The 18495-nt window shown below is 41.8% G+C and carries 17 protein-coding genes; 9 read left to right on the forward strand and 8 right to left on the reverse strand.

Annotation, left to right across the window (positions count from 1 at the left end; translation table 11 throughout):
* Window positions 1-53 precede the first annotated feature (53 nt).
* Window positions 54-617: an antibiotic biosynthesis monooxygenase gene (locus H6H03_RS05755; protein ID WP_190954183.1), complete on the reverse strand. Its 564-nt coding sequence runs from the start codon at window positions 615-617 to the stop codon at window positions 54-56.
* Window positions 618-621: 4 nt separating this feature from the next.
* Entirely contained in the window at window positions 622-1413 is a 792-nt protein-coding gene (locus tag H6H03_RS05760; protein WP_199338805.1) for an SDR family NAD(P)-dependent oxidoreductase, read from the reverse strand.
* Window positions 1414-1562: 149 nt separating this feature from the next.
* Between H6H03_RS05760 and H6H03_RS05765 the strand changes: the two genes are divergently transcribed.
* The 4 genes from H6H03_RS05765 to arsC all read left to right on the forward strand — a co-directional run bounded on the left by H6H03_RS05765 (window position 1563) and on the right by arsC (window position 4312).
* On the forward strand, window positions 1563-2231 hold the full coding sequence (locus tag H6H03_RS05765; protein ID WP_190954184.1) for a TetR family transcriptional regulator: 669 nt from the start codon (window positions 1563-1565) through the stop codon (window positions 2229-2231).
* Window positions 2232-2685: 454 nt separating this feature from the next.
* Window positions 2686-3411: an MIP/aquaporin family protein gene (locus tag H6H03_RS05770; protein WP_190954185.1), complete on the forward strand. Its 726-nt coding sequence runs from the start codon at window positions 2686-2688 to the stop codon at window positions 3409-3411.
* A gap of 12 nt (window positions 3412-3423) precedes the next feature.
* On the forward strand, window positions 3424-3858 hold the full coding sequence (locus H6H03_RS05775) for an ArsI/CadI family heavy metal resistance metalloenzyme (protein ID WP_190954186.1): 435 nt from the start codon (window positions 3424-3426) through the stop codon (window positions 3856-3858).
* Window positions 3859-3916: 58 nt separating this feature from the next.
* On the forward strand, window positions 3917-4312 hold the full coding sequence (gene arsC / locus H6H03_RS05780) for an arsenate reductase, glutathione/glutaredoxin type (RefSeq protein ID WP_190954333.1): 396 nt from the start codon (window positions 3917-3919) through the stop codon (window positions 4310-4312).
* Between the two features lie 249 nt (window positions 4313-4561).
* On the opposite strand, the gene H6H03_RS05785 is transcribed toward arsC, so the two are convergent.
* The 3 genes from H6H03_RS05785 to H6H03_RS05795 all read right to left on the reverse strand — a co-directional run bounded on the left by H6H03_RS05785 (window position 4562) and on the right by H6H03_RS05795 (window position 10066).
* Complete coding sequence (locus H6H03_RS05785; RefSeq protein ID WP_190954187.1) at window positions 4562-4996, reverse strand: orange carotenoid protein N-terminal domain-containing protein; 435 nt, start codon at window positions 4994-4996, stop codon at window positions 4562-4564.
* Between the two features lie 278 nt (window positions 4997-5274).
* Window positions 5275-9810, reverse strand: coding sequence for a PAS domain S-box protein (locus H6H03_RS05790; RefSeq protein ID WP_190954188.1), 4536 nt, complete (start codon window positions 9808-9810; stop codon window positions 5275-5277).
* Window position 9811: 1 nt separating this feature from the next.
* Window positions 9812-10066, reverse strand: a complete 255-nt coding sequence (locus tag H6H03_RS05795) for a helix-turn-helix domain-containing protein (RefSeq protein WP_190954189.1) — start codon at window positions 10064-10066, stop codon at window positions 9812-9814.
* Window positions 10067-10620: 554 nt separating this feature from the next.
* Between H6H03_RS05795 and H6H03_RS05800 the strand changes: the two genes are divergently transcribed.
* Window positions 10621-11652, forward strand: a complete 1032-nt coding sequence (locus tag H6H03_RS05800) for a 1-acyl-sn-glycerol-3-phosphate acyltransferase (RefSeq protein ID WP_190954190.1) — start codon at window positions 10621-10623, stop codon at window positions 11650-11652.
* A gap of 619 nt (window positions 11653-12271) precedes the next feature.
* Here the strand turns inward: H6H03_RS05800 and H6H03_RS05805 are convergent.
* Complete coding sequence (locus H6H03_RS05805) at window positions 12272-12994, reverse strand: diacylglycerol/polyprenol kinase family protein (RefSeq protein ID WP_390841853.1); 723 nt, start codon at window positions 12992-12994, stop codon at window positions 12272-12274.
* 62 nt (window positions 12995-13056) lie between these two features.
* Here H6H03_RS05805 and yidD point away from each other — a divergent pair, with 62 nt between their 5' ends.
* Genes yidD through ychF form a run of 4 tightly spaced genes read left to right on the forward strand, consistent with a single transcriptional unit; the run spans window position 13057 to window position 14857 of the window.
* Window positions 13057-13281, forward strand: coding sequence for a membrane protein insertion efficiency factor YidD (gene yidD, locus H6H03_RS05810; protein ID WP_190954191.1), 225 nt, complete (start codon window positions 13057-13059; stop codon window positions 13279-13281).
* A 15-nt stretch (window positions 13282-13296) separates the two neighbouring features.
* Window positions 13297-13476 carry a hypothetical protein gene (locus tag H6H03_RS05815; protein ID WP_190954192.1) on the forward strand — a complete coding sequence of 60 codons (180 nt, stop codon included), beginning with the start codon at window positions 13297-13299 and terminating at the stop codon, window positions 13474-13476.
* A gap of 22 nt (window positions 13477-13498) precedes the next feature.
* The gene (locus H6H03_RS05820; RefSeq protein WP_190954335.1) at window positions 13499-13720 is read left to right on the forward strand and encodes a hypothetical protein; all 222 of its coding nucleotides are present in this window, start codon (window positions 13499-13501) and stop codon (window positions 13718-13720) included.
* A 45-nt stretch (window positions 13721-13765) separates the two neighbouring features.
* Window positions 13766-14857 (forward strand): redox-regulated ATPase YchF, encoded by a 1092-nt coding sequence (ychF, locus tag H6H03_RS05825; RefSeq protein WP_190954193.1) that lies wholly within the window; start codon window positions 13766-13768, stop codon window positions 14855-14857.
* Between the two features lie 375 nt (window positions 14858-15232).
* Here the strand turns inward: ychF and H6H03_RS05830 are convergent, their stop codons facing one another.
* The gene (locus H6H03_RS05830) at window positions 15233-16144 is read right to left on the reverse strand and encodes a hypothetical protein (protein WP_190954194.1); all 912 of its coding nucleotides are present in this window, start codon (window positions 16142-16144) and stop codon (window positions 15233-15235) included.
* A 72-nt stretch (window positions 16145-16216) separates the two neighbouring features.
* Window positions 16217-18493 (reverse strand): hybrid sensor histidine kinase/response regulator, encoded by a 2277-nt coding sequence (locus H6H03_RS05835; protein WP_190954336.1) that lies wholly within the window; start codon window positions 18491-18493, stop codon window positions 16217-16219.
* Between the last annotated feature and the right edge of the window lie 2 nt (window positions 18494-18495).

An 18495-nucleotide genomic window follows, 5' to 3' on the forward strand; every position in this document is an offset into this window, starting at 1 on the left:
TCCTTGAGAATTTTAAACAATACAAAACAAAATTTAAACACCTGTTATTCCATTTAGGAATTTGGGTACAGCCATTTGTAGAACAATCGAGTTAACTGAGGCATTACAACATAAGTAAGCAGGCAAACAACAATCCCAATAATGATAATTTGCCCCAGTAATTCAGGAAGATAGGCAAGTAAAGATTTAAGGAAATATCTCACAGTTGATAGTGTCACAAAAACCGCTAACCAGGAGAGTAAAACCATCTTGTAACGTTTAGGAGGAAGCTTTGGCGGTTGTCTTGGCAAGACAAACCAAGTTTCTAAACCTGTGACAACTTGTACATTCTCTGATGTTTGAATCAGAGGCTTGGCTCGTTCAATCCACTCGTGACGCACATCTGAATCTAGCCATGCTTGGAGATTCTTTTGATTGTCAAAGTGAAGAACAATGATATATTCGGGGTGCAGATTTTTCTCAGGCCGTAAGATATTGACTCCTAAATGCCCATCAAATGTTTTCGCAACAGGAATAATTCCTCGCATCCATTCTTCATATCCTTCTTCTCGTCCCGGTTTGACTAAATGAGTAATTACAGCCGTGACGTGATGCTCAGTAAATTTAGGATCGTTCATTGTTTTAAGGCATAAAAATGCCACCGTTTACAGGAAGGTAGGCTCCAGTAATAAACCTAGCCTGTTCGGATGCTAAAAGAAGCACAGCACCAGCAATATCTTCAGGCACACCGATTCTTCTTAGGGGAGTCATTTGAGCGATCGCATCTCTACGTTCTTGAGGAACAAATGCGGAGGCGTCTGTTATAGTCAAACCTGGAGATACAGCATTTACTCGGATGCCATGCGGCCCTAACTCAAAAGCTAAACTTTTGACTAAACCATCTAATGCTGACTTAGCTGTGCTATGAGCAGAAAACCCTTGACCTGCAAAACGGGAATATTCGGAACTCATGACAATGATGCAACCCCGTTTTTGTTCTATCATTGCCGGAGCGACTGCTTTTACTGGATGAAATGTAGATTTCACTTCACCCAACAGTTTTGCCTCAAAGTCCTCCCAACTGTACTCAGTAAATGGCGCGACTTTAAAGGAACCAGCCGCGTTTAATACAAGGGTGTCGATTGCCCCTAAGGCTTCCACCACCTGCTGCACCATAACTTCAACTTGGCGAGGGTCTTTGACATCGGCTTTCACAGCCACCGCCTTACCTCCTTCAGTAACAATCGCATCTACAACCGATTGGGCAGCCGCTTCATTGCTGTAATAGTTCACACCAACCGCCGCACCATGCCTACCGAACAATTTCGCAATCTCCGCACCAATGCCCCGGCTAGCACCCGTTACTAAGGCAACTCGGTTGGTCATTAACTTTGTTGTTGCTAGGTCAGTTTCTACCTGAGACAGCTTATTCATAAAACAATAAAACTTACTTACTAGTAAGTAAGTTTATGATAGTTATAATTTTCTGTCAACAGGTAATGATGTAAAAAGTTGCCAATACTCTGTAATATAAGGGTTTTGATGAGCTAGACTAACTTACTAGTTAGTTAGTTTTAGTTTATATGCCTAGTTCTCAACCAGCAAAAAGTAAACGTTCATCATCGGTACACGATGCAGAAGCGACAAAGGCACGTATTTTGGATGCGGCGGAAAAGGAATTTGCGATCGCCGGATTAGCTGCTACTCGCACGGAGACGATTGCAGCTCAGACAGGTGTCACGAAAACTATGATTTATTACTACTATCAAAATAAAGAAGCGTTATATCAGGAAGTTCTCAACCGAGCATTTATCAAGCCGCTTGATGAAATTGTACAGTTGGATTTAGAACAACTACCGCCCCAAGCAGCATTGGAGAGTTTCACTCAGTTGTTTCTAGAACAGACAGCGAAAAATCCCAATATTCCTTCAATTTTATTTCTAGAAGCCATTCAGAATCGAGGAAAGTACTATCCAAAGGAGTCGATAGAACAAATATATGGCAAGTTAATTGCGATTTTGGAGCAAGGAATTGCAGAAGGTGTTTTTCGTCCTTTAGATCCGAGACACATGGCAGTCAATATTATCGGAACTTGTGTGTTCTACGTAGCAGCCTATGAAAATGTCAAGCATCTGTGGCCGGGAAAGCGAATGCTAAGTAAAGGTATGTTACACGAACATTCTCAAGAAGCATTAAATTTTGTTTTAGCAGGTGTACGCCCAGATTCAACAGAAGCCGGGAATCTCCCATAGAGATAATCGTAGGAACACAATTCCCTACCCAGGTAGTTCATATACCTGAAATAACTTGTAATTTAGGACTTATACCAATTTAATATGAAGACGCATATAAATACCCCACCCGCGCTAGCGCGCACCCTCCCCTTGCCAAGGGGAGGGTTGGGGAGGGGTAAAATTCTATGCAGCTTCACGAAGAATTGGTATTACGCAAAAATTTGTAAAAAGCTTAATTTATCGTAGACGCTTTGCGGCTTGCCGTTCGCCCTTGGCGTTCCCGAAGGGTAGGCTACCGCCTTCTCTACGAGAGGCTTCCGCCAACGCAAAGCATCTCGAAGAGAAGAACGCCAAGAAGCGTAGAGTGTGCGTAAGTCCTATAATTATTGTTTTCAATAATCCTGCTTGACATATCAACTTTTTTTGAAATAACATCAATACATCAACTTTTTTTGAAATGTAGGTTGTTGATATGCCTGCAAGGGGCATAGAGTTAAGTTTGCAGATTTGGGTAACTAAATCGCTGGTGTCTTGCTGGCGGGAGGCTTTAGCAGAAGCAATAGGCACCTTTATTTTAGTGTTTGCGGGTACTGGTGCGGTGATGGTGAACTACCTTAGTCAAGGTGCAGTCACCCATATTGGTATCAGCTTTGTCTTTGGTGCCGTTGTTGCAGCGTTGATTTACTCATTAGGGCATATTAGCGATGCACACTTCAATCCAGCGGTAACGTTAGCGTTTTGGAGTAGTGGTTTTTTCTCGAAAAAGCGAGTTTTGCCGTATATTTTAGGGCAGTTGGTGGGGGCGATCGCGGCTTCAACTTTACTGCTACTTAGTTTGGGGCGAGTTGCTAATTTGGGGGCGACAATACCACTAAACGGTAACTGGTTGCAATCGTTGGTGTTGGAATTTGTTCTCACTTTTATATTGATGTTTGTAATTCTGGGTTCCGGACTAGACCGACGCGCCCACATTGGGTTTGCGGGAATCGCGATTGGATTGACGGTGGGAATGGAAGCAGCATTTATGGGGCCGATTACGGGTGCAAGTATGAATCCGGCGCGTTCCTTTGGCCCGGCTTTGGTGGGAGGAATTTGGCAACATCATTGGGTTTATTGGGTTGCACCCATTTTAGGAGCGCAATTAGCAGTGATAGTATATCGACAGCTTTCTTATGGATTTCGCGATTTCAAAGAATAAAGGAGCAAATTTATGACTATTTTGAAAACTCATGTAGCTTTAAATGTTACCAATATTGAAAAATCTGTGGCATTTTATCGGGCAATGTTTGGTGTGGAGCCTATTAAGTATAAGGTTGACTACGCTAAGTTTGATATTGCTAATCCAGCGTTAAATTTAACTTTGAATTTAACTAATAATGTGCAGTCTGGCGGTGCATTGTCTCATCTAGGAATACAAGTTGAAAGTACGCAAGAAGTACAAGCGGCTATACAGCGATTTACAGAAGCAGGATTGGCCTTATTTACTGAAGATAATACTGACTGTTGTTACGCTTTGCAAGATAAAGTTTGGGTAACAGATCCAGATGGCAATCGTTGGGAAGTGTTTGTGGTGAAAGTGGGAGATACAGCACCGGAAAAAAATGTGGCGGTGGGGCAAGGTGTGAGTAAGTCTTGTTGTGGGTAAAGCAAGAAAAACGAACCGCAGAGGCACGGAGGACACAGAGAAATGGAGGGGAGAATTGATGAAAAAGGTGATGTTTGTTTGTAAGAAAAATTCTCGGCGATCGCAAATGGCGGAAGGCTTTGCTCGGACGTTAGGAGCAGGGAAAATTTCTGTTAGTAGTTCGGGCTTGGAAGCAAGTCATGTAGACCCAAAAACTGTTGATATTATGTCAGAAATTGGCATTGATATTAGCAATCAAACCTCGAAGGCTTTAAGCGATTTTCAAGCTGAAGATTATGACGCTGTGATTTCATTATGTGGGTGTGGCGTTAACTTACCTGAAGCATGGGTGTTAAGAGATGTGTTTGAAGATTGGCAACTTGACGACCCAGAAGGACAATCAATTGAAGTTTTTCGCCGCGTTCGGGATGAAGTTAAAGAACGAGTTTTAAAGTTAATTGATTCCCTAAATTAACTTTATCTGGCAAACAAATATCAGCAAAATGAGACGTTGCAATGCAACGTCTCTACATCTATTGTAATTTGGGAATAATGCAGGGGCTAGCATCTCTGCATTATTCTCAACTGCAACGAAACAAACTGTTTCTGTTATTCCCAATGATTCAAAGCTTTTAAAGATTGCTGGAACGATACCAATTTGGAAAATGAATGGGATAGATTAACGCAAATCCAACATTCAAAATGGTATGAGTGAACCTATTGCTTATACAGCAGTTAGCAAGAAACTAATCCGTTGCTCAAAGTCTAGGTCGTTAATTTGCGCTCTCAACTCATTAGTATCACTTGGTAGCTGATAATCAGATGGTACTCCGATGATACTTCCATTTTCTATTCCTTGTGCTAACAATAGCCAAACTACCAATCTAGAGTTAGGAATCAGTTGCTTATAGCCTCGACCGATATCATTTGCACCTGTAAGTAGGTCGCGTTGTGCTTGCAGTTGTTGTTCTTTAGACAAAGCTTGAATTTGGTCAAATATTGCTTTTCCGGGGACTTCTACACTTTCAGGAGGTGCTGGTTGTAGCTGGTCTTTAATATCTAGGTAACCAAACCAAAGTATGGCCAGTTGAGTATCTACATCAAAGCGTCGAAAAGTTTCTAAAGCTGGTCTTGTTTTTTCGTCAACTGTGTAAGTCATAGAAAACTCCAAAGAAGTTAAAGTTACTCTCGATTGCTCAAGTGATTGAGAAAACTTAATCTCAATACTTCATTAAACTTAACGAATTAATCGATATGAATATCTCTACTTATGGTATGAATAGCATTCACTACACAAGACAGATCGTAGATACCTCAAATTGCTACTTACCAAAATGCTCTCTTCAAAGTATAGGTTTGTAAAACTTGTATCTGCAAGCACAAACCTCATCTTTGCCTGTTACCTATTTCCTGTTCCCTCTCCGGAAGGCAGTTGAATCAAAAAACCAGGTTAGCGATCGCTCGAACTAACTTCGCTGGCTCCACTGGTTTTGTGATATGCTTCTCAAATCCGGCGGCAATTGCCTGTTGATAATCAATTTCAGCTGCATAAGCGGTTAAAGCGATCGCCGGAATTTTTCCTCCCTGTTCTGGTGGCATATTTCTGATTTGACGGATCAACATATAGCCGTCTACTTCAGGCATTCCAATATCACTTAGGAGTAGATTTGGCTGTAACTCAGGCAGAACTTGTAGTGCTTCCACAGCTGAGCCTACCTGGGTTACCATCGCCCCAGACTGCTCCAAAATGAAAGCAATCAACTCTCGCGTATCGCGCTCATCATCCACCAACAGAATTTTCAGCCCATTTAAATCAGGTAAATCATCTGATTGTCTATCAATCTCGCGATTATTCAGATGAACCTTAATCAACGGCAACATGACTGTAAAGGTTGCTCCTTGTTCTTCACCTAAACTTTCTGCCTGAACTGTACCGCCATGTAATTCGACGATGTGACGAACAATTGCCAATCCTAACCCCAAACCCCCAAATTTTCTGGTAGTTGCACCGTCAGCTTGTCGGAAGTAGTCAAAGACGAATGGTAAAAAGTCGGGGTTAATTCCTTTGCCTGTATCACATACTTGCAGTTGAGCTTGAGAATCAACAGAGGCTAAACTGATTTCTACTTGTCCGCCTTGGGGTGTAAACTTAATGGCATTGGAGAGCAAATTCCAGATTGCTTGTTGTAAGCGGACTGAATCACCCGCTACTAAAAATTTTGAGTCATAGCCTTGGTGCGCCGACAGCACCACTTGAATTTGAGATTTGAGATTGTCGGGTTGTTTATTAAACTCAATGGATGCTAAATTTCTGTTAGTATTTTCTGATGCCAAATCTAAAATCACAAATCGTAAATTGATAGATTTAGCTTGGGCAGCTAGACGAACGGTTTCCAAAGCTGCGGCGATCGCACTTACCAAATTCACAGGAGCAATATTCAAGCTCAGTTTGCCTTGCAAAATGCGAGAAACATCTAGCAAATCTTCAATTAGCTGAGTTTGCAGCTTGGCATTACGCTCAATGGTTTCCAGGGCACGAGCGGTGGTTGCTGCGTCATACTTTCTAGTTTGCAACATCTTTGACCATCCCAGGATGGGATTTAGTGGCGTGCGAAGTTCGTGGGAAAGAACTGCTAAAAATTCATCTTTGATGCGGTTAGCTTGAATTAATTCTTCTTTTCGTCGCTGTAACGAAGCCATTAATTCAAAACGTTCCAAAGCAACCGCCACCTGATCCGAAGTTGCTTGCAGTAAAGCAGTTTCCTCTGGAGTAAAGTGAATACGGGTGCGACTGGCAAAAGAAAGTACACCCAGCAACTTTCCTTGAACAATCAATGGCTGACCTGCATAGGCTGTAATTCCCAAAGTACCAAGGATGTATGCATTGGGATGGGTTGAGTGCGGCACATCGTTGACGACAATTTGACGCTGTTCTTGAGCTACTAGTCCGCACATTCCTTGATTAAATTCTAAGTATTCAATTGCTTTAAATACTTCTTCACTGATGCCGTTCCAACCTACCAAATGAAGTTTCTGTTTATTTTGGTGGGTTTCAATTAGATAGTGGAAGTAAAAATCCAAATCCATCTGCGCCGAGAGTTTGCTGAACAAGCTATTCATCAAATCCAAAGGCCGCTCGGTTGACAGCAAATCGCTGGCGGTTTCAAACAGCAACTTCAGTCCTTCACTACGCTCTTGTAAAGCTTTTTGGGCTTGTTCGCGTTCTCGCAGGGCGCGTTCGCGTTCGGTAATGTCAACTGCAACTCCTCCTACTAAGTGTTGCCCAGACGGGTCTGCAATGGGAAACTTGTATACTAAAAATTCGCCAGGGCTACCATCTGTGCGCGGGGCAGATTCAATAGCTTCCAATACCTGATTTGTTTCGGCAACCGTTCTAATATTACTGAGGAATACCTGAGCAATTTCAGCTGGATAAAGCTCAAAAATATTTTTATTAATCGCGTTATTTGTTGCTAATTCAAATGTGCGGAAATAAGTCGGGCTGAGATAAAGTATGCGCCCGTTTGCATCTGTAATCCATGCTGCGGCTGGACTGTTGTCCATAAAAGCTTGGAAGCGTTCTTCACTCTGGTGCAAAGCTTTTTCTATTTGCTGGCGCTCACTAATATCAAGAATAAATACCACTGTTTTGTGCCGAGATTCTCCTAACACAGAGTAGCCAATGACAACGGGTACGCGAGAACCATCTTTGCGAATGTATTCTTTTTCATAGGGAGTACAAGCTCCTTTGGCTTTGGCTTCGGCAATGGCTAGTTCATCTAAATAAAGATATTCTGGTGGTGTAATATCAGTCCAGCGTAATTTACCAGTTTGCAAATCCTCTTGGCTATAGCCGACAATTCGCAGAAACTCTTCATTGGCTTCATTAATACTTCCTTCCACATCACCAAATATAATCCCGACTACATTCGCTTCTACAAAACTCCTCAGCCGCTCCTCACTAGCTTTAACTGCGGCTTCTGCCTGCTTACGAGCAGTGATATTCATGGTGCTCACCAATACGCTGTCAAATTTAGCATTTGCGGGGGGAAAGGTAATTGTAAATAGGACGTTAAGAGGTTCTCCCTGGAGAGTTTTGAGAATCGTTTCTGATTCTAAGTAAGTTTCCCCATCAGTAATTGCTAGCAATTCTTCGACAAATACTTCTAGAGTTTCCGGTACGAATATTTGATGAACCGGAACCAGGAGTTCATTTTTATTTTCAGCACCAAACATTTTCACAGCTGCGTTATTCACGTTGACAATTCTTACCATGTCAACGGCTTGTCGAATAAACTCAGGGTGTTCGGCAAAAAAAGTGCGAAAGTTCTCCACACCTTGGGCTTTCAAATCATCAAGGGCGGCTTTGACAAGGGAAAAATCTTCTTCAAAAATTGACACTCCTGCGGCTTCAAAAATATAACGGTATTTTCTTTCCTGTTCTTGCAGCGCTGCTTCTATCTGCTTGCGTTCGCTAATATCTGTAGTACTGCCAACTACGCGCAGTGGTTTACCGTCAGCATCTCGCTTGACGACTATTCCTTGGTCTAGCACGTAGATATACTGATGGTTTTGGCTGCGAATTCGATACTCAGCAGTGTAACGGTTGCCATTTGACCACGCAACCCCCGCTTCACTTTCTACACGTTGTAAATCTTCTGGATGAACAAGCTGACGCCACCAATTACCAGTTGTTTGGGCAATATCGAGGGGATAGCCTAAAATTCGGGTTAAACCATCGGTTCTTTCAACCCGATCCTGCTCTATATCCCAGTCATATATGAGACAATTGACAGCAGCTGCGGCTAACTCGAAACGCTCGTTAGCTAACCTCAGGCGTTCCTCTTTTTCACGCAGAGTTTGTTCTACTTGTTTGCGTTGGCTGATGTCACGAAAAAAAATGTCAAGACCATCTTTACAAGGGTAAGCGTGAATCTCTAACCACAAGTCATATTCGCATGGCAAGTAATAATGATGTTCAAAGTGGACGGGAATTTGTTCTGCCATCGCTCGTCGGTATTGTAGCTCAACATTTGTGCCTACTGATGCCGGCCACTCTTCCCAGTGGCACTTACCAACGACTTCTGTACGGGATTTGCCGTTAATTCGCTCTGCTTCAGCATTTTGGTAGATAATTCGCCAATGTCGGTCTAAACTGACAAATGCATCGCTCATGCTTTCTAGGGTGCGCGTCACTCGGTCGTTGGCTTGCTGTAATGCCGCTTGTGCTTGTTTGCGTTCGCTCAAATCAACAACAAAGCCAATAACTGTTTCTTGACCATCTTCTACGAGGACAGAACCAAGCAAAACAGGAACGCGAGAACCATTTTTGCAAATATATTCTTTCTCAAAAGGTTTACAAACTCCGCTAGTTCTCAGTTCTTCAGCGCAACGCTCGCTTAAAATCAGAGACTCAGGCGTGGTGATGTCCCGCCAGTCCATTTGCTTAGCAGACAAATCTTCTCGCGTGTAGCCCACCATGTTCAGAAACGCATCATTGGCTTCGATGATGCGGCCGTTGAGGTCGCTGACAATGACTCCAATGATGTTAGATTTTGCAAGTCGGCTAAATCGCATTTCGCTATTTTGTAACAACTTTAGACTTGACTCTGCTTTAGCTTTAGCAGTTTGTAATTCTGAGAAAAGTGCAGTTATTAATAAAGAGACGAGTGAGAAAGTTGTTAATCGTACCAAAACGCTAAAGCTTGGGATCTCAAAGGAGTAGACTGGCTCAATGAGAAAGTAGAAGGCGACTATGGCAGATAAAGCGATCGCTAGCATTCCCACTTCCATGCCACCATACCACGCACTAACCGCCACGGCAGCATAAAAAAAGGTAAACACACTCGGATCGAATACCGGCTGTAATAATCGCGCCATAATTAAGGCAACTACTATCGCCAAAATCATCACGCCATGACTTACTGAGCCAGAGCGCATCATCAAGAATTTTTCCAGTAATTTAACGCTCATCTCAAGAGTCCTCCCTTTGCTTTGCTTTAGAGAGATACTCGCTTAGTAGTCTTTTCCCTGGTTCGCCCATTTTCTCTAGCATTTCTTCAATTAGCTTTAGTGCCATCCGTGAAGGCACCGCAGATCCGTTTTCCCAGCGATTGACTGTTCGCAGGGAAACTCCTAAATTGGCTGCAAACTTTTTCTGAGACAGATCTAGTTGCTGCCGAATTTCGCGAATTAAATCTGCAATTTTTAAAGAGTTTCCTAGTTCCATAGTCAGCAGATTAAGACAAGTCTTGCGTCATTTGTCTCCGGCTTGAGGAAGAATTTTAATAATCATGAGATACCATCTACCCACAGATAAATTGCATCTTTTGGTCAAACCCAAACATCAGTTATTAGTGTTGGCTGCTGCGCGTATAACCTATTGCTACACCAATGCTCTGCTCCTGATGATTGCTAGAATTCACGCAAGTAAAAACTTGTCAAGGTGAAGGCAGCACCAAGGTAATTTATAAAATAAAAATAAAATTTCTTCTGTTAGTCGACCATTGATAGTAATATTGTCGATTGTTAAATATTTTTCTGTACTATTATCATATTTATAAAAACTGATGGATAATATTTAAAATTCTTACACTTGAGATTTTATTTATAAATAAAATTACCAAGGTCAAACCTTCGATTTATGTAATAAGTTTGCGATATTGCTTGTTTAGTAAAAAGCTGTAGTTAATTTTACTTCTAGGGTAAGATGTCAATGGCAAATGTGTAAAGCTAGAATATATTGTTAAGCCGATTATTGCCTATTTTGTATTCCTTGCTATTTTGATTAATCAACACTCAGAAAATCTTCTCAACACTCAACAGGAAAAAGCACCAGCCCAAGGCTATAAATTTAGTTGGTTCGACTGGTTTTGTCTTTGGTATCCTCCAGGTTGGCTGATTTTATTTAACCGCCACTGGCAACACTATCATCAAGATCCAGATGGTTGGAATTGGTTTGAATATGGATTATTTTTAATTCCTGGCGGATTTTATTTAGCAATGCTGAGTCGTTGGTTGCGTTTGGGTTGTCGTTCCCCGCGTCAAGAAGTCGGTGAATTCGATCCCAATTATCAACAAGCCTTTGGCCAAGAAGTTCTAGGCCCCATCGTCAAATATTATTTTCGGGGAGAATTACAGCAAATCGAAAACTTGCCGTCAAGGGGGCCATTAATTGTGGCGATGAACCACGCCGGGATGTGTTTTCCTTGGGACTTTTTGACTTTAGCTTATTTATTAAGTGAAACTAGAGGATGGAGAGTACAACCCATAGCAAGTCCAGCATTATTTGACCATCCTTGGATGATTTGGTGGTTACCACCCAAATGGTCGCAACTTTTAGGTGGTGTGCGAGCAGAATTCAATGATTTTGAGGCTGCCATTGCCCAAGATAAAATTCTCCTATATGCACCCGAAGGGATAAGGGGGCCTGGGAAAGGTTGGAGCAAACGCCATCAACTACAAAAGTTTGATGTCAGCTTTATGCAACTGAGCGATCGCTATCATATTCCCATTCTTCCAGTAGTTTGCATCGGTAGTGAATTTCTCCATCCTTGGAGTGTTAATGTCACCAAATTACAACGACTAGTCAAATTACCATTTTTGCCTTTGTCGCCTTTGATGTTTGCCTTAGTTTTGTTTCCCTCAATGGGAATTTGGGCAATGAAAACTCGTCTGCGTTATTTTATTCAGCCCTTGGAATCAGCAGAACTAGCCAGCGGCTCAAACAAAGGACGTACAGCAGCTTATCAGCAGGCGCAAAAATTACGAGAAAAACTACAAATTCAAATTAATCAGTTGTTGGGTAAATCTTAATAGTACAAATTCAAATAAACAAGCAACTGAATAATGGGATGATTGAGGCTAAACCAGAGACACAAAGACGCCGGAATTAGGTTGATATAGATTCCAAAATCTACCAATTAAAAAAATAATGCCACAAATACACAAATTGTAGAGACGCGATGAATCGCGTCTTCACCTTCACCCAAGGATATGTTGCAAAAATTGTTGGAATTGGTATAAGAAAAAACCTTTTGCTTTTTTCTGTTTGTCTTCCCTGCAAGAGCTTTTGCCTTGACATTTCCATATTACGCGCAGTCTGCAAGAGCTTTCGCCTTCCTTGCAAGAGCTTTTGCCTTGACATTTCCGTATTACGCGCAGCCTGCAAGAGCTTTCGCCTTGACGTTTCCGTATTACGCGCAGCCTGCAAGAGCTTTCGCTTTCATGTTATCAGAAACAGACTTGTGTTATGGCTATTTTCAGCTAAGTGGAATACGTTTTCAGGGCACAATTTGTAACCCATTGGCCACCAAATCAGAAATTATGGTGGGAGACTCAAGACCCATGTTCCCTCTGGTCACGGGCTTTAGCGCAAAACAGTATTCATAAAAGCCTCCTGCCTCCTGCCCTCTGCCTTTCTTGTTGAATCTAACTACAAAACTAATTGACTTAAAAAGAACGCAACAGCCGCACTTCCCAAAGGAACTGTTAAATTGTCAATACCCAAAAAAGAAAAAGCTTCTAAAGCAGTAGCAATCAACGCCACTAACAGTGATATTGCCCAATTTTGCCAACTGTTTCCTTGAGTTCCGATTAAAATCAAACTGCTGACGAGATAGCTAACAAGCATCATAGTCAAAGAGCCTTCCCAACTTTTTTCTGCCCCGAAGACTTTGTACTTGTGTTTACCAAAACGCTGCCCAATTAAAGCAGCTAATCCATCTCCCCAAGTCATAACTAAAATGCCTAATACTGCATACTGTGGTTGTTGCAAATACCAGAACCAAGCAATTAAAATACCGATACTCAAAGAGTAAAAAAATGTTCCTAAACTTTGGCGCCCAACGCTATTAATGCCAGGAAGAATCGGAAATCGATAAGATAGTAAAGTGATTGCGCTTGCCAAAATCGAGGCCGTAATCCCAACGCTAGGGGGAATATCTAACCACCAAGCGAGTAAAATCACATTACCAGTGCCAATATGAACTATTTTCCTGACGATCTCTGCCTCGCCATTAGCAAAGCGGTTGACCACCCATGCAATCAGGAGGATAAATAAGACCCAAATTGCAGCGATGCCTACGGCAGGCTTTGGCAACGCAATTTGCAGCCATAAAAACAAAATTGAGGTGAAATCAGAAAATGTAATCAACAAAGATGCAAGAGTAATGAATATTTTTACCTCTATTACTAATTTATAAGATTTAGGGAACTGTAATGAAACTATTATTAATTTGGCTGATTCGCGGCTACCGAATGTTTATCTCGCCATTGTTTCCTCCGAGCTGTCGTTTTCAACCAACTTGTTCGATGTACGCCATTCAAGCCATTGAACGATTTGGAGTATTGCGCGGTAGCTGGATGGCAACCCTACGGATTTTGCGCTGTCATCCCTTTCATCCAGGCGGTTACGACCCAGTGCCGGAGGTGGAAGAGAAGTAGTTGGGGAGTGGGGAGATGGGGAGCAGGGGAGCAGGGGAGCAGGGGAGCAGGGGAGCTTTAGGTTTCCCCTCTGCCCCTTTGCCTGTTCTGCCCCATGCCCCATGCCCCATGCCCTATGCCCTATGCCCAATTACGGGTATAGTCTTTTGGGGAGATGTCAACGACTGGGGTTGTCATCTAGTTTGGGGGGGTTGAATAATTTAAATTTAGAGTCATGATGATTAACCCTACTGCTATTTATATACCCAACGAACCACAAATTCCCAGTCCTGAGCCAGGCCCACTACCAAGTCCTGAACCAGTACCTACTCCCATCCCCCAACCCTTACCAGAGCCTGTACCAGAACCAGTACCTGCTCCCATTCCTCAAACTGTGCCAGGGCCAATTCCTCAAACAGTTCCAGGAACAATTCCCCAAACCATACCGGAACCTGTTTGAATTACCTTGGTAATATAATCCAAAATCCAAAATCTAAAATCCAAAATGTTAAGAGCCGGAATCGTCGGACTTCCCAACGTCGGAAAATCTACTTTATTTAATGCTGTAGTTGCTAACGCCAAAGCAGAGGCGGCTAATTTCCCTTTTTGCACGATTGAACCGAATGTCGGCGTTGTCGCAGTACCGGATGAGCGGTTAAATGTTCTCGCTAAAATTGGCAGTTCGGTACAAATTGTCCCCGCACGTGTGGAGTTTGTGGATATTGCCGGTTTAGTTAAAGGTGCAAGTCAGGGTGAGGGACTAGGTAATCAATTTCTGTCCCACATCCGGGAAGTTGATGCGATCGTCCACGTGGTACGCTGTTTTGAAAATGATGATATTATCCACGTTGCTGGTTCTGTTGACCCAATGCGAGATATTGAAATCATTAATTTAGAACTGGGTTTATCAGATTTAGCACAAATTGAGCGACGAATTGACCGCACTCGCAAACAAGCCCGCACTAGCAAAGATGCTCAGTTTGAAGTCACAGTTTTAGAAAAGTTAGCTGCGGCTTTAAATGAAGGTAAATCGGTGCGCCAAGTCAGTTTGAATGACGAAGAAGTAGAGATTATTAAAGGATTAGGACTGCTCACTAATAAACCAATTATCTATGCCGCCAATGTATCTGAGGATGACTTGGCAACGGGTAATGATTTTGTGGAAAAAGTGCGACAAGTTGCTGCAACAGAAAATGCTCAAGTTGTCATAGTTTCTGCTCAAGTTGAAGCTGAATTAGTGGAATTACCAGAGGAAGATAAAGCTGATTTTCTAGCGTCTTTAGGTGTGGAAGAAGGTGGTTTGAAGTCATTAATTCGTGCTACCTACACCCTTTTAGGCTTGCGGACATATTTCACCTGCGGCCCCAAAGAAACCCGCGCTTGGACAATTCATGCAGGAATGTCTGCACCTCAAGCCGCAGGTGTCATCCACAGTGATTTTGAGAGGGGATTTATCCGCGCTGAAACCGTCGCTTACAAAGACTTGGTAGCCACTGGTTCCATGAATGCTGCCAAGGAAAAAGGATTGGTTCGTAGTGAAGGAAAAGAGTATATTGTGCAAGAAGGGGATGTGATGTTATTCCGCTTTAATGTGTAAGGAAGTATAGGTTTTTTATTGAAAACTAGAGCAAGGAATTTATTTTTCTTAGTCTAGTTTTCAATTATTCACACTTCAATGAGCATAAAAAATAGTGGATCTATTTATGTCTATTAAACTTAATATCTGCAAATATCAAGAATTTTAAAAGTTTAGGAAATGTTGAATTGAATTTTAGAGATTTAACAATTTTAGTACATCGGTAGGGGCACAATATATTGTGCCCCTAGGACTATTTTTACCTCACAAAGTAGCAATCTGCTGTAAGTACTTGACATTGAAATCGTCCTCAACCTTATTATGAGTGTTAAAGGGGAACAAGTTGAGGAAGCGATCGCCAATCAACCTGCAATTTTCAAAATCAAGACATAGTGTTTAGTCACTTCCACCCACAATGTATACATAGGAACCGAGATTTTCGTCATCTGTGCCCACTATCACACCACCTTGGGCACCTGGAATTAGTTCCATAGCTTCAATTTTGTGGTAGTAAGAACGATAAAGGGGAACAAATTGAGGATGCGATCGCCAGCTGATAAAATTACCAGATAATCTCAAGTAACCAGCAACATATACAGCTGACTGAAATGGGCCATCATCTCCAGCGTCACTTGCTGATGTAATGTAAACAATTCCCGATGAATCTACTTTTAAATCAGAAATATGTCGGACATTTCCCTCTGGGAATGGCACTTTTAATTTACTAGAACCTGAAAGTTTAATTTCATATATTTTGGGATTAAATTCTCCAAAATAAACGGTTGCTGCTGTTTCTCCTTCTCCGCGATCGGCCCAAATAGCTACAAATTTACCATCTATATATTGCAAAGCAAATGCTTCTAAATTGGTTTTTGGTGTAATTACTGGCAACTCAAATTCTTTAATAATAGAGATATTTTTATCGATAATATCTAATCTCAGATAATAAGCTTTACCTGTACTATTTACACAAATAAAATCCAAATTTTGGTTTTGCGGAACAGATGTTAAAGACTCTAAATCAATGGGCAATTCTGTTTGATTTGGCCAATTTAAAGGAAAATATTCCGGTTGTTTGTTGCCTTTAAGACTAATAATTGCTACCCGGCTTTGATTTGGTTTTTTGTTATCATGAACAATTAGAAAATCTAGAGAATTACTTTGCTGCTTTATCAAAGCCATACCACTGATGCCAAAAGGAATACCGCCGCGAACTGGACGCCAATCTTGTGCCCCAACTTGATGGGATATGAGTAAAAATGCAGCAACGACTACTATATTTATGATTAACCTGAGAAATTGAGTCATAGTAAGAAGTAAAAACTAATAAGGCAAAAGATTTTTAATTTTGCCCTTTACCGTTTTACTTCCTCTCGCTGGTTAAAGTACTTTTTGTAAAGAAAGTAATAATTCTTTGACAGTATATGGTTTGGATAAAAACATATTCACACCGCTGTCAGTGATTGCGCTAAGTTTATGATCGGACATCAATCCGCTGCTGGCAATAATTTTGACTTGTGGGTTAATTTTTTTTAAGGTACGGATGGCAGTTAAACCATCCAGGGAGGGCAGCATAATATCGATTAATACGGCACTAATTTTGTCCATATTTTTAGCGTACAGTGCGATCGCCTCAATCCCATCATCAGCAATTAGGGTCTTATAGTTATAGGCTTCTAGTGATGATTTAATAATCTCCTGAATGGCGGCTTCATCATCCACAACCAAAATTAACTCTCCATGTCCTGTTTGTGATAGTGAATCTTCTAAGGTGGGTGTTTCCATTCCCCCTACGGCTGGCAAGTAAATTTTAAAGCTAGTGCCATTTCCGAGTTCACTGTACACATTCACAAAACCTCCGTGGCTTTTAACGATCCCTAGCACGGTGGAAAGTCCTAACCCTGTGCCTTGTCCGACATCTTTTGTCGTAAAGAATGGCTCGAAAATTCTATCTAAGATTTCCCTAGCAATACCAACTCCATTGTCGGAGACAGTAATCACTGTGTAATGGCCGACTTTAGCTTCAAGATTCATCCGGGCATAATTTTCGTCAATAAACAGATTTTCCGCAGAGATTCTCAAGCTACCGCCGTTAGGCATAGCATCACGAGCATTAACGCAGAGGTTCATCAGTACTTGATGGAGTTGGGTACTATCTCCAGAAACCATCCACAAATCCTGCGGTATGTCAATACTAACTTCTATAGATTTGGGAAACGTTTCTTTGAGAATCTTAGCAAGTTCTACAATTAAGTGCCTGAGTTGCAAAGTGATGCGTTTTCCTTCCACACCCCGTGCAAAGGATAGCACCTGTTTCACTAAATCCGCTCCGCGTTTAGCGTTGATTTCCAAAATCTCCAGTAAATGGCGAGTCCGTTCATCTGCATCGGGAAATTTCAGCGGTAGTAGTTGCGCTCCTGCCAAAATCGGCGTCAGAATATTGTTTAGGTCGTGAGCAATACCACTAGCTAATGTGCCGATGCTTTCCAAACGTTGAGCGCGAAACAATTGGGCTTCTAAATGTTTTTTGTCAGTAATATCTGTATCAACGCTCAAAATTGACTTGGGCTTTCCGTCTTCATCACATACCAGACTCCAACGACTAGCAACGAGGACTTCCTTACCAGTTTTAGTAATTTTAGTTAACTCGCCTTGCCAGTTACCTTTATTAATAACTTCTAAAAGAGCCGCTTCGATTTCCGGTGAAGGTTCGTCAAACAAAAGTTCACTTACACTTTTTCCCCTAGCCTCTGTAGCTCGCCAACCGTAAAGTGTTTCTGCGCCTTTGTTCCAGAACAGAATCTGATTATTTAAATCTCGCACGCAAATGGCATCTGTGGTGACATCAAGTAATGCAGCCTGTTCTTTAATTTTTTCTTGGGCTAACTTGTGTTCGCGCAATGCAGCTTGCCGTTCGGTAATATCAATACTGGCGCAAGTCACCCCGACAACTTCTTGGGACTCATTCCGCAATGGCTCAACTGTCAAATCGTAATATCGAGTTGTTTCTGTAGTTCTAATTGATACTTCTTCTCGCGCTCCTATGCCACTGTTGAGTACCCGAAGTTTAATATTGGTAAGACGTTGAGCATCTTCGACCGAGATGATATCCATGTCTTTTTTGCCCAATATTTGCTCAACCGTCAATCCATAGGAGGGATTGTAAACCCAAGTGTACCGTAACTCCCGATCTTGGTTGTAGACAAAAATTGGAGAATTTTTCAAGGCTACGCGAAATCGCTCCTCGCTCTGTCGCAATGCGTTGTCTGCTCGTTGACGTTCAATTGCATAACGCATAGAACGCACCAGCAAATCACCAGTTACTTGCCCTTTGACTAAATAATCCTGCGCTCCTTCTTGCATTGCCCTAGTTGCTAGGGTTTCATCGTTTATACCTGTCAGCACAATAATTGGAGTTGCTTTTGCCTGTTGATGAGCAGTAACAAAGGTTTCCAGTCCCTGACTATCTGGTAGGGAAAGATCTAATAAAATGACATCAAAAATTTCTTTTTCTAAGTGGTTGAGAGCCTTGGAAAGCCGCTCAACTGGCATCAGATCAACTACAACTGTGTTAACTTCTTTTAAAAACTCCTGTAACAAAAATACATCGCCAGGGTTGTCTTCTACTAATAAGACTTTTATATTTTCACCTGCCATTG

The organism is Nostoc paludosum FACHB-159 (assembly GCF_014698835.1).
In the GTDB taxonomy this organism is placed as follows: domain Bacteria; phylum Cyanobacteriota; class Cyanobacteriia; order Cyanobacteriales; family Nostocaceae; genus Nostoc; species Nostoc paludosum.

What these genes read in the sequence shown, in the direction of transcription:
- H6H03_RS05755 (WP_190954183.1), bottom strand. Translation starts at nt 617, where the DNA reads ATGAACGATCCTAAATTTACTGAGCATCACGTCACGGCTGTAATTACT.
- H6H03_RS05760 (WP_199338805.1), bottom strand. Translation starts at nt 1,413, where the DNA reads ATGAATAAGCTGTCTCAGGTAGAAACTGACCTAGCAACAACAAAGTTA.
- H6H03_RS05765 (WP_190954184.1), top strand. Translation starts at nt 1,563, where the DNA reads ATGCCTAGTTCTCAACCAGCAAAAAGTAAACGTTCATCATCGGTACAC.
- H6H03_RS05770 (WP_190954185.1), top strand. Translation starts at nt 2,686, where the DNA reads ATGCCTGCAAGGGGCATAGAGTTAAGTTTGCAGATTTGGGTAACTAAA.
- H6H03_RS05775 (WP_190954186.1), top strand. Translation starts at nt 3,424, where the DNA reads ATGACTATTTTGAAAACTCATGTAGCTTTAAATGTTACCAATATTGAA.
- arsC (WP_190954333.1), top strand. Translation starts at nt 3,917, where the DNA reads ATGAAAAAGGTGATGTTTGTTTGTAAGAAAAATTCTCGGCGATCGCAA.
- H6H03_RS05785 (WP_190954187.1), bottom strand. Translation starts at nt 4,996, where the DNA reads ATGACTTACACAGTTGACGAAAAAACAAGACCAGCTTTAGAAACTTTT.
- H6H03_RS05790 (WP_190954188.1), bottom strand. Translation starts at nt 9,810, where the DNA reads ATGAGCGTTAAATTACTGGAAAAATTCTTGATGATGCGCTCTGGCTCA.
- H6H03_RS05795 (WP_190954189.1), bottom strand. Translation starts at nt 10,066, where the DNA reads ATGGAACTAGGAAACTCTTTAAAAATTGCAGATTTAATTCGCGAAATT.
- yidD (WP_190954191.1), top strand. Translation starts at nt 13,057, where the DNA reads ATGAAACTATTATTAATTTGGCTGATTCGCGGCTACCGAATGTTTATC.
- H6H03_RS05815 (WP_190954192.1), top strand. Translation starts at nt 13,297, where the DNA reads ATGGGGAGCAGGGGAGCAGGGGAGCAGGGGAGCAGGGGAGCTTTAGGT.
- H6H03_RS05820 (WP_190954335.1), top strand. Translation starts at nt 13,499, where the DNA reads ATGATTAACCCTACTGCTATTTATATACCCAACGAACCACAAATTCCC.
- ychF (WP_190954193.1), top strand. Translation starts at nt 13,766, where the DNA reads ATGTTAAGAGCCGGAATCGTCGGACTTCCCAACGTCGGAAAATCTACT.
- H6H03_RS05830 (WP_190954194.1), bottom strand. Translation starts at nt 16,144, where the DNA reads ATGACTCAATTTCTCAGGTTAATCATAAATATAGTAGTCGTTGCTGCA.
- H6H03_RS05835 (WP_190954336.1), bottom strand. Translation starts at nt 18,493, where the DNA reads ATGGCAGGTGAAAATATAAAAGTCTTATTAGTAGAAGACAACCCTGGC.